At 70.0% G+C, this 14,668-nt stretch carries 14 protein-coding genes; 8 read left to right on the top strand and 6 right to left on the bottom strand.

Features of this window, described 5'->3' with window-relative positions; all coding sequences use genetic code 11:
- Positions 1–20 precede the first annotated feature (20 nt).
- From AC4FS2_RS15030 to dnaK, 3 genes are read right to left on the bottom strand one after another with little or no spacing between them, the layout of a single operon-like run.
- Entirely contained in the window at positions 21–1,013 is a 993-nt protein-coding gene (locus AC4FS2_RS15030; RefSeq protein ID WP_491155500.1) for a DnaJ C-terminal domain-containing protein, read from the bottom strand.
- 8 nt (positions 1,014–1,021) lie between these two features.
- Positions 1,022–1,690, bottom strand: a complete 669-nt coding sequence (locus AC4FS2_RS15035; RefSeq protein ID WP_491155498.1) for a nucleotide exchange factor GrpE — start codon at positions 1,688–1,690, stop codon at positions 1,022–1,024.
- A 9-nt stretch (positions 1,691–1,699) separates the two neighbouring features.
- Positions 1,700–3,565: a molecular chaperone DnaK gene (gene dnaK / locus AC4FS2_RS15040; RefSeq protein WP_491155496.1), complete on the bottom strand. Its 1,866-nt coding sequence runs from the start codon at positions 3,563–3,565 to the stop codon at positions 1,700–1,702.
- A gap of 344 nt (positions 3,566–3,909) precedes the next feature.
- Here dnaK and AC4FS2_RS15045 point away from each other — a divergent pair, with 344 nt between their 5' ends.
- The 8 genes from AC4FS2_RS15045 to AC4FS2_RS15080 all read left to right on the top strand — a co-directional run bounded on the left by AC4FS2_RS15045 (position 3,910) and on the right by AC4FS2_RS15080 (position 10,378).
- On the top strand, positions 3,910–4,296 hold the full coding sequence (locus AC4FS2_RS15045) for a prepilin-type N-terminal cleavage/methylation domain-containing protein (protein WP_491155494.1): 387 nt from the start codon (positions 3,910–3,912) through the stop codon (positions 4,294–4,296).
- Between the two features lie 85 nt (positions 4,297–4,381).
- Positions 4,382–4,810 (top strand): type IV pilus modification PilV family protein, encoded by a 429-nt coding sequence (locus AC4FS2_RS15050; RefSeq protein ID WP_491155493.1) that lies wholly within the window; start codon positions 4,382–4,384, stop codon positions 4,808–4,810.
- A complete protein-coding gene (locus tag AC4FS2_RS15055; protein ID WP_491155491.1) occupies positions 4,807–5,451 on the top strand; it encodes a PulJ/GspJ family protein in 645 nt (214 codons plus the stop codon). The genes AC4FS2_RS15050 and AC4FS2_RS15055 overlap by 4 nt, the downstream gene beginning before the upstream one ends.
- The gene (locus AC4FS2_RS15060; protein WP_491155489.1) at positions 5,448–7,058 is read left to right on the top strand and encodes a hypothetical protein; all 1,611 of its coding nucleotides are present in this window, start codon (positions 5,448–5,450) and stop codon (positions 7,056–7,058) included. The genes AC4FS2_RS15055 and AC4FS2_RS15060 overlap by 4 nt, the downstream gene beginning before the upstream one ends.
- Positions 7,055–7,957: a prepilin peptidase gene (locus tag AC4FS2_RS15065; RefSeq protein WP_491155487.1), complete on the top strand. Its 903-nt coding sequence runs from the start codon at positions 7,055–7,057 to the stop codon at positions 7,955–7,957. The genes AC4FS2_RS15060 and AC4FS2_RS15065 overlap by 4 nt, the downstream gene beginning before the upstream one ends.
- A gap of 13 nt (positions 7,958–7,970) precedes the next feature.
- Positions 7,971–9,059 (top strand): pilus assembly protein PilM, encoded by a 1,089-nt coding sequence (gene pilM, locus AC4FS2_RS15070; RefSeq protein WP_491155485.1) that lies wholly within the window; start codon positions 7,971–7,973, stop codon positions 9,057–9,059.
- Positions 9,056–9,700: a hypothetical protein gene (locus AC4FS2_RS15075; RefSeq protein WP_491155484.1), complete on the top strand. Its 645-nt coding sequence runs from the start codon at positions 9,056–9,058 to the stop codon at positions 9,698–9,700. The genes pilM and AC4FS2_RS15075 overlap by 4 nt, the downstream gene beginning before the upstream one ends.
- Positions 9,701–9,703: 3 nt before the next feature.
- Positions 9,704–10,378 carry a hypothetical protein gene (locus AC4FS2_RS15080; protein WP_491155482.1) on the top strand — a complete coding sequence of 225 codons (675 nt, stop codon included), beginning with the start codon at positions 9,704–9,706 and terminating at the stop codon, positions 10,376–10,378.
- Between the two features lie 19 nt (positions 10,379–10,397).
- On the opposite strand, the gene AC4FS2_RS15085 is transcribed toward AC4FS2_RS15080, so the two are convergent.
- Genes AC4FS2_RS15085 through AC4FS2_RS15095 form a run of 3 tightly spaced genes read right to left on the bottom strand, consistent with a single transcriptional unit; the run spans position 10,398 to position 14,560 of the window.
- On the bottom strand, positions 10,398–11,627 hold the full coding sequence (locus AC4FS2_RS15085) for a type II secretion system F family protein (protein ID WP_491155480.1): 1,230 nt from the start codon (positions 11,625–11,627) through the stop codon (positions 10,398–10,400).
- A 1-nt stretch (position 11,628) separates the two neighbouring features.
- Positions 11,629–12,909, bottom strand: coding sequence for a type IV pilus twitching motility protein PilT (locus tag AC4FS2_RS15090; RefSeq protein WP_491155479.1), 1,281 nt, complete (start codon positions 12,907–12,909; stop codon positions 11,629–11,631).
- Positions 12,896–14,560: a GspE/PulE family protein gene (locus tag AC4FS2_RS15095; protein WP_491155477.1), complete on the bottom strand. Its 1,665-nt coding sequence runs from the start codon at positions 14,558–14,560 to the stop codon at positions 12,896–12,898. Before AC4FS2_RS15095 ends, AC4FS2_RS15090 begins: the two co-directional genes overlap by 14 nt.
- Between the last annotated feature and the right edge of the window lie 108 nt (positions 14,561–14,668).

A 14,668-nucleotide genomic window follows, 5' to 3' on the forward strand; every position in this document is an offset into this window, starting at 1 on the left:
TGCCAGCTCTTCTCCGGTCATCAGCCGCGAGCCTTCGCCATCAGGTCGGCGCGCGGATTCTCCCGGGGTTCCAGCTCGGAGAAGCGCTCCAGTGCCTCTCGGGCTGCGCCGTCGAGATGCGAGGGCACGACCACCTGGACCTCGGCGAGGAGGTCGCCGGTGCCCTTCGACGTCTGAACGCCGCGACCCTTGACCCGCAGAACCCGACCCGACGGTGTGCCGGGGGCGACCCGGAGCTTCACCGGATCTCCGCCGAGCGTGGGCACCTCGATGGTGGCCCCGAGCGCGGCCTCCGTGAAGGTGACCGGCACGGTCACCCGAAGGTTCAGCCCGTCACGGGTGAACACCGGATGCGGACGCACCGCGACCTGCACGACGATGTCGCCGGGCTCGCCCCCGTCCGGAGACGGCCGGCCGCGCCCGCGGAGGCGGATCTTCTGCCCGTCCGAGACGCCCGCGGGGATCTTCACCTTGAACGGCTTGCCGTCCTCGCCCTGCAGCGAGATCGTTTCGCCCTTCGTCGCGGTCACGAAGTCGATCGTGGTGCGCGCGGTCACGTCAGCGCCGCGCTGCGGACCGCCGAAGCCGCGGAATCCTCCGCTGGGCTGTCCGAACCGCCCGGTGCCGAAGCTCGCGCCGCCCTGATCGAACATCGTGAAGAAGTCGTCGAAGCCGGCGTCGTTCGCCCGGGCGCGGGTTCCTCGACCCTGCCCGAACGCACTGAACACGTCTTCGAAGCCGCCGGTGTTGCCTCCAGCCGCCGTGAAACGGGCGCCGGAGCCCATGGCCCGGATCTGGTCGTACTCGGCGCGCTGTTCCGGATCGTTCAGCACGGCATACGCCTCGCTGATCTCCTTGAACGTCGCCTCGGCCTTGGCATCCCCCGGGTTGGAGTCCGGGTGATACTTCCGGGCCAGCTTGCGGTAGGTCTTCTTCAGGTCGGCTTCACTGACGTCCTTGTCGACGCCGAGGACCTTGTAGAAGTCCTTGTCGAACCAATCCTGACTCGCCATACCTGCTCCTACTCAGCCGGGACGGCGACGACGACCTTCGCGGGTCGCAACTCCACGGAGCCCAGACGGTAGCCGAGCTCGACCACCTCGAGGATCGTCGGCACGGTCGTGCCCGGGGTCGGTGCCTGGAAGATGGCCTCGTGCTGCTGCGGGTCGAACGGCTCGCCGGCCTGCCCATAGGACACCACGCCCAGGCGCTCGGCCACCGTACGGACCTTTTCGCCGATCGCAGCGAACGGGGTGCCGGCTTCGATGTCACCGTGCTTCGCGGCGCGGTCGAGGTCATCCAGCACAGGGACCAGGCCCTTGGCGGCCTCGCCCTTCGCGCGCTCGATCTCCCGCTCACGCTGCTCCTCGGTGCGACGGCGATAGTTCGCATACTCCGCCTGCAGACGCTTGAGGTCGCTGAGAAGAGTCGACTCGCGCTCGTCGATGGACGTTCCCTGACCACCCTCGAGCGGCTGGTCCTCCGCGGCGGCTTCAGCGGTCTGCTGAGCACCGAGGATGTCGTCGATGGTGAAGTCTTCTTGCCCTTCCGCCTCGCCCGACGGCGCGGGGCCGGATGCCGCGTCGGGCTGTGCACCCGAGGCATCCGACCCCGTCGTCTCGTCAGGAGCGGCGCCCGAGCCCTGAGCCTCGTTCGGTTCAGGGAACGTTGCGTCGTCCTTGTCTGCCATAACTCCTACTTATTTCTTCTCGTCTTCGTCGTCGACGACTTCAGCGTCGATCACGTCCTCCTCGGGGTTCGGCGTGGTGCCGTCTCCCGGGGTGCCGGCCGGAGCTTCGTCCGACGCGGTCGGCTGCTGCGACGAGGCGTAGATCGCCTCGCCGATCGCGCTCTGGCTCTGGCTGAGCTTGTCGAACGCCGTCTTCACGGCGTCGTCATCCTCGCCGGCGAGCGCCGACTTGAGGGCGTCGACGTCGGCCTGCACCGACGTCTTGACCTCGGCGGGCAGCTTGTCCTCGTTGTCCTTGAGGAGCTTCTCCACCGAGTACGACAGGGTCTCGGCCTGGTTGCGGGTCTCGGCGGACTCGCGACGCTTCTTGTCCTCGGCGGCGTGCTCTTCAGCCTCGCGCACCATGCGCTCGATGTCGTCCTTGGCCAGCGACGAGCCGCCGGTGATCGTCATCGACTGCTCCTTGCCGGTGCCCTTGTCCTTCGCCGAGACGTGAACGATGCCGTTCGCGTCGATGTCGAAGGTGACCTCGACCTGCGGGATGCCGCGGGGGGCCGGGGCGATGCCGGTCAGCTCGAACGTGCCGAGCGGCTTGTTGTCGCGCGTGAATTCACGCTCGCCCTGGAAGACCTGGATGGCGACCGACGGCTGGTTGTCGTCGGCGGTCGTGAAGGTCTCGCTCCGCTTGGTGGGGATGGCGGTGTTGCGCTCGATGAGCTTCGTCATGATGCCGCCCTTGGTCTCGATACCGAGGCTCAGGGGGGTGACGTCGATGAGGAGGACGTCCTTGCGCTCGCCCTTCAGCACACCGGCCTGGAGCGCGGCGCCGACGGCGACGACCTCATCCGGGTTGACGCCCTTGTTGGCCTCCTTGCCGGCCTCGCGCTTGACGAGCTCGGCAACGGCGGGCATACGCGTCGAGCCGCCCACGAGGACGACGTGCGCGATGTCTTCGACCTTGACGCCGGCCTCGCGGATGACGTCTTCGAACGGCTTCTTCGTGCGGTCGAGGAGGTCCTTGGTGAGGTCCTCGAACTTCGCACGCGTGATGGTCTCGCTCAGCGACACCGGGCCCGAGTCGGTCAGCGACAGGTACGGCAGGTTGACGCTGGTGGAGGTGGAGCTCGAAAGCTCCTTCTTCGCCTGCTCAGCGGCCTCCTTGAGGCGCTGCAACGCGATCTTGTCGCCGGAGACGTCGACACCGGTGGTGTCCTTGAACTGCTTGATGAAGTACTCGACGAGGCGCTGGTCCCAGTCGTCACCACCGAGGCGGTTGTCACCGGCGGTGGAGCGCACCTGGATCGTGGAGAAGTCGTCGTCCTTGCCCACCTCGAGCAGCGACACGTCGAACGTTCCGCCACCGAGGTCGAAGACGAGGATGAGCTCGTCCTCCTTGCCCTTGTCCAGTCCGTACGCCAGAGCGGCCGCGGTCGGCTCGTTGATGATGCGGAGGACGTTCAGACCGGCGATCTCGCCGGCTTCCTTCGTCGCCTGGCGCTCGGCGTCATTGAAGTACGCCGGCACGGTGATGACCGCGTCGGTGACCGAGTCGCCCAGGTACTCCTCGGCGTCGCGCTTGAGCTTCTGGAGGATGCGCGCGGAGATCTCCTGCGGCGTCCACTTCTTGCCGTCGACGTCGAACGTCCAGCTGGTGCCCATGTGGCGCTTGACGCTGGACACGGTGCGGTCGACGTTCGTGACGGCCTGGCGCTTGGCGGTCTCGCCGACGAGCACCTCGCCATCCTTCGTGAATGCGACGACCGAGGGGGTCGTGCGGAAACCCTCGGCGTTCGCGATGACCTTCGGCTCGCCGCCTTCGAGGACGCTCACGACCGAGTTGGTCGTACCGAGGTCGATTCCCACTGCACGGGGCATATGTGTTCTCTCCTTCGTATGAACCGCCGGATGCGGCGGCTCGTGGTTGCTGTGAAGTCTGCGCGGCCCGACATCCCAGGGGTGAGCCCGGGGTGATGCTCGCACCGACGAGGGGTTGAGCCGCGATGACTCAAGGTTACCGGGCAGCGCCGAGGCCTGTCAAATGAACTTGATATGGATCGGCTCAACTTCGCGGCCGAGCCGCGAGACCATCGGACCTGAGGGAACGCTGAGGAACGACTGACCGGGGGGTAACGGTGACCTGAGGTGCAGCCGTCATGGTGGGAAGCGTGGGAGACCCACCTCTCGCACCCCGAATTTCATCCCCAGCATCGGAGACCCCCATGAAGAACTACCTCGACGCCCTCAAGCGTCGCAAAGAGGAGACCGGCGAGTCCGGCTTCTCGCTCATCGAGCTCATCGTCGTCGTCGTGATCCTCGGCATCCTCGCCGCCATCGCGGTGCCCGTGTTCATGGGCCTGCAGGGACAGGCCCAAGACAGCGCCGACCAGACGCTGGCCGCCAACGGCGCAAGTCAGGCGGCCGCTGAATTCGCGCGCGACACCGAGCCGTCAGCGACCTCCCTCGCGAACCTCAACACCGATGACGTCACCCTGAGCATCGCCGTCGGCCCGAGTGGCACAGGCACGACGCTTTCCATCGAGAACTTCTGCGTGACCGCCACCCGCACCGGCGACCCCACGCCTCAAACCTCCGGGCCTGGCTGCTAACTAAGCCCCCTCCCCCGGCCGGGCCGACGTCCCCAGCGTCGGCCCGGCCGTTCCTCATCCCCCCTCCCCCCGAAGGACGCAGCGCATGCGCGGCGAACACCGTGTTCACGACCTCGACGACGGCATCGGCCTCGTCGAGGTCGTGATCGCGATGCTGCTGTTCGCCGTGATCGCCATGGCGATCCTGCCGCTGGCCCTGCAGGCGACGAAGCTGAGCGCGGGTAACCGTGACGCCGTCGCCGCCGATGCCTTCGCCTCCGGTGAGCTCGCCGCCGTCCGGGCGCTTTTCCCCGATGAGTCCGCGAACTCGTGCACCGAGGTGCGGGGCACAGCACGCACCGCTTTCCCCGATCCCGCCGGCTCGGGCCTCGTCGCCGACCTCTCCCCGGCCGCGTGCCCGGCGGCCTACCCCGCAGCGCTCACCGTCACCGTCGTCGTGCGCGACCCCGGAGCATCCGACCCCGCGGCGGCCGTGGTCACCATGGCGACCAAGATCGTGGTGACCGCGCCGTGACCGCCCCCTCCGGGCCGGCCGGCGCCGACGCCGGCCTCACCCTCATCGAGCTGCTCATCACCGTCTTCGTGAGCGCCGTGCTGCTCGGGCTCGTCGCGACGATCTTCGTGACCACTCTGCAGGCGAACGCCGCCACGCGCGATCGCGACCTCGCCACGGGCCGGCTCCAGGCGATCAGCACGTCGCTCACCACGAGCGTGCGCAACGCCTCCGCGGTCTCGGTGACGGCGACGGTGGGCGGCGGCACCGTCGTCCGCGCGCGCGTGGCCACCGGGGGCTCGGGCTGGGAATGCCGGGCCTGGGCCGTGGTCGATCTCGAGACATGGGATGCGGCCGGCCGCCGCGCCGGCGCGGACGGGCGGTTCGAGGTGCGCGCCCGCACCTACCCCGGTCTGAGCGCCACGGCGGCCGTACCCGCCCCCACCGCGACGTGGGGCGCGTTGGCCGAGCATGCCCAGTCGGCCACCGACTCGGCGGGCTCCCCGCGGCCGTACTTCACGTGGGACGGGAGCCGCCTGTCGTGGAATCTCACGATCGCCGCGGCCGAGCAGCCGCAGCTGAACGAGCGGAGCCTCGCCTCGGTGGCCGGCTCCGCCGTCGCGCGGGCACGCCAGAACGGAGCGCCGATCCGATGCTGGTGAGCCGCCCCCTTCGTCGGGCGTCGGTGGACGATGACCGCGGCGCCGCCCTCATCTCGGTGATCGTGATCGCGCTGGTGCTGGGACTTCTCACCGTCACGCTTTCGGCCGCGGTCGTGAACACAACCCGCAGCGCAGTCGGCGTCCGCGAGAGCCTCCAGGCGCAGGCCGCCGCCGACGCAGGGATGGCCGAGGCCGTCGCCGCAGCCAAGGCGGGCGAGGTGTGCGCGACCGCCGTTCCCGGCGGGTCCCTCCCCGGGAACGGCGGCGGGGCGAACTACACCGCGACCGTCGTGTGCGACGCCGCCCGGACGGCGGCGACACTCACGGCGACGGGCACGGCGTCCGGAGCATCCGCCACCGTCCGCACCGTGTACTCCCTGGTCGCCGAAACCACCGAGATCGTCGACCCTTCCCTCACACCGGTGGGGTTGGTGCTGTACGAGGGGTCGACGATGGGGCAGGTCACGCTCCTGGCCCACGGCGGCAACGAACCCCAGCTCGTGTCGGTGAAGGGCCCCTTCGGCTGCCGCCTCGGCATCCCCGGCAACCTCATCGTCGGCGGCGATGTGACCTCCTCCGACGGATGCCACGTCACCGGCGACATCTACGCCGGAGGCACCGTGACCTTCAACGGTGGCGCCACCACGGTGGCCGGCGACATCATCGCCGCCGGCACGGGCGTCTCCCGCATCAACAGCAGCATCGGCGGCCCGGCCGGCTCACCCCTGTCGACGGTGCGCGTCGGCGGTGCGCTCGATCTTCTGTGGAGCGGCGCACGCATGCACACCGACGTCATCGCCCGTGGAGCGGTCACGATCAACAACCGCGACATCGAGGGCAGGGTGACCCTTCCGACGGGTCAGACGCCATCCATCAACGGCGGGCGTGTCCAGGGCGGCGTCGTCCAGAGCGCCGCGATCCCCGCCGTTCCGCCGCCGACGCTGCCTGGCTGGTTCGACTACACGTACAAATCCTCGGACTGGCCGGGCGCTGCCGTCATCACCCTGCGGAACGCCTCCGACATGAGCACCACGTCGTGCCGGTACTTCAATGAGAACAACGGCACCTTCGCCAACCAGGGGTGGAAAGACCTCGCCAACTACACCGGCACCGTCGTCGTCGACGGTCGCGCGTGCCCTCACCTGACCTCCAACGCCGGCGGCAATCCGTCACCGGTGCTCAAGGCCTCGCACGTCGTGCTCCTGGCCAAGAAGTACAACACCACCGGTCTGACGATGAAGTCGGCCGCCGGGGCGGCGCCGCGGGTGTGGTTCATCACCGAAGACACCGTCGACGACGACAAGCCGAGCTGCCCCCATGGTGCGACGGCGACGAACTTCGACACGAACGGCGCGAACCTCGATGGGGTGCGCTCCCTCATCTACACACCCTGCCGGCTGTCGGTGTCGGGCGGCGGCGTGCTGCTCGGCTCGCTGTACACGAACGGCTTCAACTCCGGCGGCCAGATCACGATCAAAGGCGAACTCATGAACCTTCCCGGGATGCCGGCACCGGACGGCGGCTACGGCGGCGTCCCGGCCGTCGTCGAGACCGGCGACTACGCCCTCGGCGCTGTCGTGTCGCGCCGGGATGTGGGGATGCCGTGACCTCCGCGCCCATCCTCATGTTCGTCGCGGTGCTGGCCGGCGTGCTCGGTCTCGTCATCGGGTCGTTCCTCAACGTCGTGGCGTACCGCGTGCCGGCCGGCGTCTCGCTGCTGCGCGAGAGCCGCTGCCCGGCATGTGACGCTCCGGTGCGCTGGTGGCAGAATCTGCCGCTGCTGTCGTGGCTCGTGCTGCGCGGGCGCTGCGCCTCGTGCGCCACCGCCATCCCCGTGCGCTATCCGCTGGTCGAACTCGCGACCGGCGTCGTCTTCGCCGGGGTGGCCGTGTGGTGGGCCGCGTCGACCGGTCTGCTCGGCGGCACGCCGCCGCCGCCGAACACTGCCGTCGATGTGCTGGGTGCGCTGGCGGAGGCGCAGCCCTTCGCCGGCCCGGTCACCGCACAGCTGGGCGTGCTTGCGGCGTACCTCTGGTTCGCCGCCGCCGGGATCGTCCTCACCGCCATCGACCTCGACACCCGCCGCCTGCCACACGCGATCACCTCCACGACGCTCGTGGTGTGCGCCGGCTTCCTCGCCGTCGCGTGCGTCCTCGGCGCGGACGGCTGGGCGTTCGCCCGTGCCGTGATCGGCGCCGGCGCGCTCCATGCCTTCTATTCGATCCTGCGTCTCGTGCGCCCCGACGGCATGGGCGGGGGCGATGTCCGGCTGGCCGCGGGGGTCGGGCTCATGCTGGCGTGGCTCGGCTGGTGGCCGCTGGTGATCGGCGCGTTCGCCGCGTTCGCGCTCGGCGGCGTGTTCGGCATAGCCCTGCTGATGGGACGTCGGGCCGGCCGGCGCTCGGCCATCCCCTTCGGTCCGTGGATCGTCGCCGGCGCGTGGGTGGGCCTCTTCGCGGGCGAGGTGATCGGGCAGTCGTACGCATCGCTGTACCCGGTGCTGTGAGGGAGGCGAGCTGATGGCGAAGACGCAGGTGGCGGTGGAGATCACCGAGACGAGCGTGCGCGCCGTGGAGGTGACCACGGGGCGCACACCGATGCTCGTGGCCGCGGGCGAGGTGGCGCTTCCGCCCGGAGCGGCGAAGGACTCGGAGATCCTCGATCGTGACGCCGTCGCCGTCGCATTGCAGCGCCTCTGGGCCGACGCGCGGATCTCCAGCCGCGACGTCGTGCTGGGCGTGGGAAACCGCCGCATCCTCGTCCGGGAGCACTCCACGCAGCTGACCAACCCGGTGCAGATCCGGCAGTCGCTGCCCTTCGAGGTGCAAGACCGCCTGCCCGTGCCCGTCGACCAGGCGGTGCTCGACTTCGTGCCCACGAGGCAGGACGAGCGAGGGGTGCACGGGCTGCTCGTGGCCGCCGTCGCCGAGCACATGGAGGAACTCGTCGGGGCGCTCGTCCAGGCGAAACTGCGCGCGACGTCGATCGACCTCGTCGCCTTCGGCTACTCCCGGGCGCTGGCGGCCCTCGCCCCGCCCGGACGGACCGCCCTGTTCCTGGGGATCGGGGAGCACACGACCCACATCGTGATCGCGACCGACGGCATCCCCCGCTTCGTCCGCGTGGTGCCCATCGACATCGTCGCTCCCCCCGTGGATGCTCCGCCCCCGGGGGGCGCGGAGGTCGCCCGGCCCGCGGCGGGCACCGCGGGTGAGAGCATCACGGTCGTCTCGCGGGCCACGCTCCGACGCGAACGCACCGGCGCCGCAGAGCCGCCCGCGCGCGCCGTCGCGCCGGAAGCCGCGGGCGACGAGCCGCTGCATCCCGACGTGCAGGCGGCGCTGATCGACCTCGTCGGCCGACTGAAGGGCACCGTGAGCTTCTACCGCGACCGCCCAGAGTCGGTGCCGATCGACAGCACCTGGGTCGCGGGCGCCCACGCCGCCCACCCGCGCCTCCTCGAGGCCGTGGCACGGGTCATGGGAACCCCGGTCACGCCCGTGACCGCCACCGACCTCGTCGGCCCCGCCGGATCGTTCGCGCTGCCCGCTGCGGCCGGGCCGCGGCTGGCCGGCACCGTATCGCTTCTGCTGGGAGGACTTCGATGAGCCTGCTCACGTCGCGCGCGCCCGTCCTCCCCCTGGGCGCCCTGCCGCGGGTCGATCTGCTTCCTCCCTCCGAGATGCGCCGCCGCGACATGCTGTCCCGGGCGCGCACGTGGGGGTACGTCGGTATCGCCGCCCTCGCGGTCGCTGCCCTCGCCGTGGGCGGCGCGTTCGCCTACAACATGGCGGCATCCCTGCGCCTGGCCGCCGAGCAGGCGCGCACCCAGCACATCCTCAGCGGCATCGCCGAGCTGTCGGACGTCAGCCGGGCGCTGTCCACCCGCCGCGCGCTGGAGTCGATGCGCACGGACTCGATGGCCGGCGATCTCGCGTGGGAGCCGGTGATGGACGTCATCGCCGACCATCTTCCGGCGGGGGTCGTCATCACCGAGTACGCTCTCGACGCGGGGCCGGCGCCCGTGGCGGGCTCCGATCCGGCCACGGGCACGGGAGTCTCGGGAACCGTCACGTTCACCAGCCCCGTAGCGATCGACTTCGCGGCCACGCGACTGCGTTCGGCGCCCGGCATGCGCGCGGCCGACCTGGCCGAACTGACGTCGGCGGACGGCGTCTTCACCTATACGGTGCGGGTCGACCTCGACCAGTCGGCCTACACGGGGGCTTTCGCCCCGGAATCGGAGTGAGCCGTGAACAAGAAGCTGGTCAACCTCATCGGCGCGCTCGCGTCGCTGGCGATCCTCGGCCTGGGGATCGCCGTGTTCGCACTGCCCCTGTTCTCCGCGGCCGGCGCGACCGCCGCATCCGCCGACGACGTCGCCCGACAGAACGCCACTCAGCAGATCGTGCTCGATACCCTCACCGCGCAGTCCGCGGACATGACGGACCTGGATGAGGCGGTCTCCGAGCTGCGCGCCGAGATCCCCGAAGCCGCGCACGTCGACGACGTTCTGCTTCTGGCGGTGCGGGCGGCCGAGGACAACGGGGGCATCGTGACCTCGCTCACCCCGGCCACCGCCGAGGCGTTCGCGCCGCGCGCCGCCGCCACCGATGAGGCTGCGAGTGCCCCCGCGGCGAGCGAGGAGCCGACCACGGCGGAGCCGAGCGCGGCTCCGGAGGAATCCGCCGGCGAATCGGCGACCGGGGGAGATGCCGCGGGCAGTGCGGGCCTGGGTGCCGATGCCCCGCAGCAGATCGCCGTGACGGTGGTCGTCGAGGCCCCGGATGTCTCCGCAGCGACGCGCATCGTCGACGCCCTGCGCGACGGCCCGCGGCTGGTCGCCGTCACGCAGGCGTCGGTGACCACGCCGACCGAGGGCGGCGTGACCCTCACGGTGACGCTCCTGGCCTTCTACCGGCCCTGACGTCCCCGAGGGCTGGGCGCTACTGCTGTCCGAGCTGGTCGTACATGGTGAACATCGGCATGTAGAGGGCGACCACCATGCCGCCGATGAGGATGCCGAGCACCGTCATCATGATCGGCTCCATCATGCTCGTCAGCTGCTCGGACGCCGCATTGACCTCGGTCTCGTAGAAGTCGGCGATGCTCTCGAGCATGTCGGGAAGCGACCCGGATTCCTCCCCGACCGACACCATCTGCGCGACCAGGGGCGGGAAGACGGCCGCTTTGGCCAGGGGGGCGGAGAACGACCGGCCCAGGCGCACGGAGTCGCGCACGCCCTGCAGGGCGTCTTCCACCGCCTTGTTGTTCGCGGCGCGGCCGACGAGGTCGAGCGCCTGCATGAGCGGCACACCCGCCTTCAGCATCATCGACAGGTTCCGCGCGAACCGTGCCACGGCGATCTTGGTCACCAGGGCGCCGAAGATCGGCATCCGGAGGCGGAACGGGTCGACGACACCACGGAAGCGGTCGGTGTTCTTGACCCGCTGGTACCAGAGGCTCCCACCGACGACGAGCACGGCGAGCAGCGGCAGGATCCACGCCATGTTGGCCGACAACGTCACGAGGATCTGCGTCGGAAGGGGCAGTTCGCCGCCCATGCTGGCGAACATCGCCTCGAAGATGGGCACCACGAACGTGATCATCGCGATCACGCCGACGATGGCGATCACCAGCACGATGATCGGGTACGTCATCGCCGACTTGATCTTCTGCTGCAGATCGACGTCGGCCCGGTAGGCCCGCGCGATCGCGTCGAGCGACGCCGCGAGGAATCCGCCGGTCTCGCCGACGCTGACCAGGCTCACCATGAGCGGGGGGAAGACCCGGGGATGCTCGGCCAGAGCGGCCGAGAACGACCGGCCCGACTCGATGTCGACCTGCACGGCTCCCAGCGCCGAGGAGAGCTTCTTGTTCTCGGTCTGGTCGGCGATGATCGCGAGCGCCCGCATGAGGGGAAGGCCGGCGTGGATGAGGCCGGCGAACTGCTTCGCGAACACCGCGAGGTCTTTCGTGGCGACGCGCTTGTCGAACCCGGGAATGGAGATGTCGCGGTTGAGCCCCGACTTCGACATCGGGACGACGCTCAGCGGCGAAAGTCCTTGCGCGCGCAGCTTCGCCACCACGGCGTTTTCGCTCGCCGCCTCGACGGTTCCCTTGGCCTCCGCACCCGCCAGGGTGACGGCCCGCCACTGATATTCCTCGAGCGGCATATCACACGGTCCAGTCGCCGGATGACGCGACCGGCGTCGCAACCGGCTGGGCTGTTCCCGCCGCCAGCCAGGCCTCCGCATCCAGATCGCGCGGCCGCACGCGCACGTCGTCGAGGGCGTGCGCGTCGGTGAGGTAGTGCCGAGCGGTGGATGCGGCCAGGTCGCCGTCGGCGACCAAGCGCTTCAGCGACTGGTCGAGGGTGTGCATCCCGTGGGCGTCGCCGGCCTGCATCGCGTTGTACAGCTGGGCGATCTGGTTCTCGCGGATCAGGTTGGCGACCGCCGGGGTCGAGACGAGCACCTCCGTGGCGATGACCCGGCCGCCGCCCTGCGCCTTCGGCAGCAGCGTCTGGCTGATGACGCCCTGCAGGGTGTCGCCGAGCTGGCTGCGCACCTGATTCTGCTGGTGGGCCGGGAAGGCATCGACGATGCGGTTGATGCTCTTCGCCGCCCCCTGGGTGTGCAACGTCGAGAGCACCAGGTGGCCGGTCTCGGCCGCCGTGAGGGCGGTGGAGATCGACTCGGGGTCGCGGAGCTCGCCGATGAGGATGACGTCGGGGTCCTGCCGCAGCACCCGGCGGAGCGCCTCCGCGAACGACCGGGTGTCCGAGCCCACCTCTCGCTGGTGGATGAGCGATCGCCGGCTGCTGTGCACGAACTCGATGGGGTCTTCCACCGTCACCACGTGCGCGGGAAGCGTCGTGTTGATGATGTCGATCATCGCGGTGAGGGTGGTCGACTTGCCCGAACCGGTCGGTCCGGTCACCAGCACCAGCCCGCGGGGGCGAAGCGCGAGATCGCGGGCGATGTCCGGTGCGCCCAGCTCGTCGAGCGTGAACGCGCGCGAGGCGATGAGCCGGAAGGCCGCGGCGACCTGACCGAGCTGGCGGTAGACGTTGACACGGAACCGCCCCACGCCCGCCACCTGGTACGACAGGTCGACCTCGCCCGACGCGCGGTAGTCCTCGCGGTGGGTCGGACCCATCGTGGCCAGGAGTTCGTCCAGCAGCACCGCCGACGAGAGGGGGTGGGGGAATCCGGCGACCGGCATCAGGTCGCCGTCCAGGCGCTGCAGCGCCGGAGCGTCGGCGGAGAAGTGGATGTCGGATGCCCCGGCATCGGCCGCCGAGCGGAGGATGCCGTCCAGCAGCTGACCCGACGGATCTTCCGGTGGCATGCCGAGACCCATCCCCGCGATCGCCCCGACCGGGGCGAGCCCACCGCCCGCCGACCGCTCCGCCGCCTCCGCGGCCGCCCGCATCCGCATCTCAGACCGTGACACGCAGCACCTCCTCGATCGTGGTGAGTCCTTCGAGCACCTTCGCCCAGCCGTCGGCGCGCAGTGTCGTCATGCCCTGGGCGAGGGCGAGTTCGCGCAGCTCGCTTCCGGTGGCGTTGCGCACCACGAGCGCCTCGAGTTCGTCGGTCATCGCCATGACCTCGTGCACACCCACCCGTCCGCGATATCCGGTGCCCGAGCACGCGGGGCACCCGCCGGCGCGGTACAGCACCGGGGGGTCGCCCGGATCATGCGGCACTCCCAGGCGGACGAGCACGCCGCCGTCTTCGCGGTAGGGCTGCCGGCAGGTCGCGCACAGGCGCCGCGCCAGCCTCTGCGCGACGACGGCTGACAGCGCCGTGGCCACGAGGTAGGGCTCGGCCCCGATCTCGGTCAAGCGCGATATCGCTCCGGGCGCATCGTTGGTGTGCAGGGTGGAGAGCACGAGGTGACCGGTCAGCGCCGCCTCGATCGAGATGATGGCGGTCTCGGTGTCACGGATCTCACCGACGAGGACGATGTCGGGATCGGCGCGGAGAATGCTCCGCAGCGCCGACTGGAACGTCAGCCCCGCCTTCGCGTTCACCTGCACCTGGTTGATGCCGGCCATGCGGTACTCGACGGGATCCTCCACGGTGATCACGTTGACGGTGGCGTTCGCCACTTCCCGCAGCGCCGTGTACAGCGTGGTGGACTTCCCCGATCCGGTCGGCCCGGTCACCAGCACCATTCCGTGGGGGCGCGTGATCGCGCCGCGGAATCGCCCGAGGTTGGCCCGCCCCATCCGCAGATCGCCCAGAGACAGACTCACGCCGGTGTTGTCGAGGATGCGCAGAACAAGCTTCTCGCCCCACACCGTGGGCAGGGTGGCGACCCGCAGGTCGACCTTGCGCCCGTTGTGCGACACCGAGAGGCGTCCGTCCTGCGGGCGACGGCGCTCGGCGATGTCGATGGACGCCATGATCTTCAAGCGCGAGATGACGCCGTCCTGGATGTTGCGGTCGGCCCGCTGCATCTCGTGCAGTACGCCGTCGATGCGGTAGCGCACCGTGAGGTGGGACTCGCCGGGTTCGACGTGGATGTCGCTTGCCCGGTCGTCGATCGCCTGGGTGATGAGCAGATTGACGAAGCGGACGATGGGGGCGTCGCTGTCCTGCCCCTCGATGCTCTCCGCGGCCGCCGTCTGGGTCGCGGCGCTCTCCTGCAGGGTCGCGGAGAGGTCCGACAGCTCTTCGTCCGATCGCACGTAGCGCTGAAAGGCCATCTGCAGGGCATCGGCGGCGACGACCACCGGCTCCACGTGCAGGTCGGTGAGGGTGGCGACATCGTCCAGGGCGATGATGTCGGTCGGGTTGACCATCGCCAGGATGATGCGGTCGCCCCGGCGCTCGACGGGGAGTACCTGGTACTTGCGGCAGAGGCTCCCCGGCACGAGCCCCACCACGGCCGGATCGAGTTGCGCGGTTCCGATGTCGAGGAAGCGATGGCCCGTGTGCCGCGCGATCGCCTCGCTGAGCTGCGCCGGAGTCACGATGCCGCGGGCGACCAGCTGACGCAGGAACTCATCGGTCTCGCCGAGTTCGGTCAGCAGACCGCTGAGATGCGCCGCCCGGGTCGCGCCGGTCAGAACGAGGGTCTGTGCGATACCCCGCATGATCCGATCACCCCCGTCGACGTGCTCCGAGCTGGGGCCGCTCCCGCGTCTTCAGCGTGACGCGAAGACGGGACCACGCTACGTCCCGCCCTTCGCATATGCCCTTCC

It is taken from the genome of Microbacterium sp. Z10_103, assembly GCF_058310455.1.

Coding starts and splice junctions, on each gene's coding strand:
- AC4FS2_RS15030 (WP_491155500.1), bottom strand. CDS start 1,013: ATGGCGAGTCAGGATTGGTTCGACAAGGACTTCTACAAGGTCCTCGGC.
- AC4FS2_RS15035 (WP_491155498.1), bottom strand. CDS start 1,690: ATGGCAGACAAGGACGACGCAACGTTCCCTGAACCGAACGAGGCTCAG.
- dnaK (WP_491155496.1), bottom strand. CDS start 3,565: ATGCCCCGTGCAGTGGGAATCGACCTCGGTACGACCAACTCGGTCGTG.
- AC4FS2_RS15045 (WP_491155494.1), top strand. CDS start 3,910: ATGAAGAACTACCTCGACGCCCTCAAGCGTCGCAAAGAGGAGACCGGC.
- AC4FS2_RS15050 (WP_491155493.1), top strand. CDS start 4,382: ATGCGCGGCGAACACCGTGTTCACGACCTCGACGACGGCATCGGCCTC.
- pilM (WP_491155485.1), top strand. CDS start 7,971: ATGGCGAAGACGCAGGTGGCGGTGGAGATCACCGAGACGAGCGTGCGC.
- AC4FS2_RS15075 (WP_491155484.1), top strand. CDS start 9,056: ATGAGCCTGCTCACGTCGCGCGCGCCCGTCCTCCCCCTGGGCGCCCTG.
- AC4FS2_RS15085 (WP_491155480.1), bottom strand. CDS start 11,627: ATGCCGCTCGAGGAATATCAGTGGCGGGCCGTCACCCTGGCGGGTGCG.
- AC4FS2_RS15095 (WP_491155477.1), bottom strand. CDS start 14,560: ATGCGGGGTATCGCACAGACCCTCGTTCTGACCGGCGCGACCCGGGCG.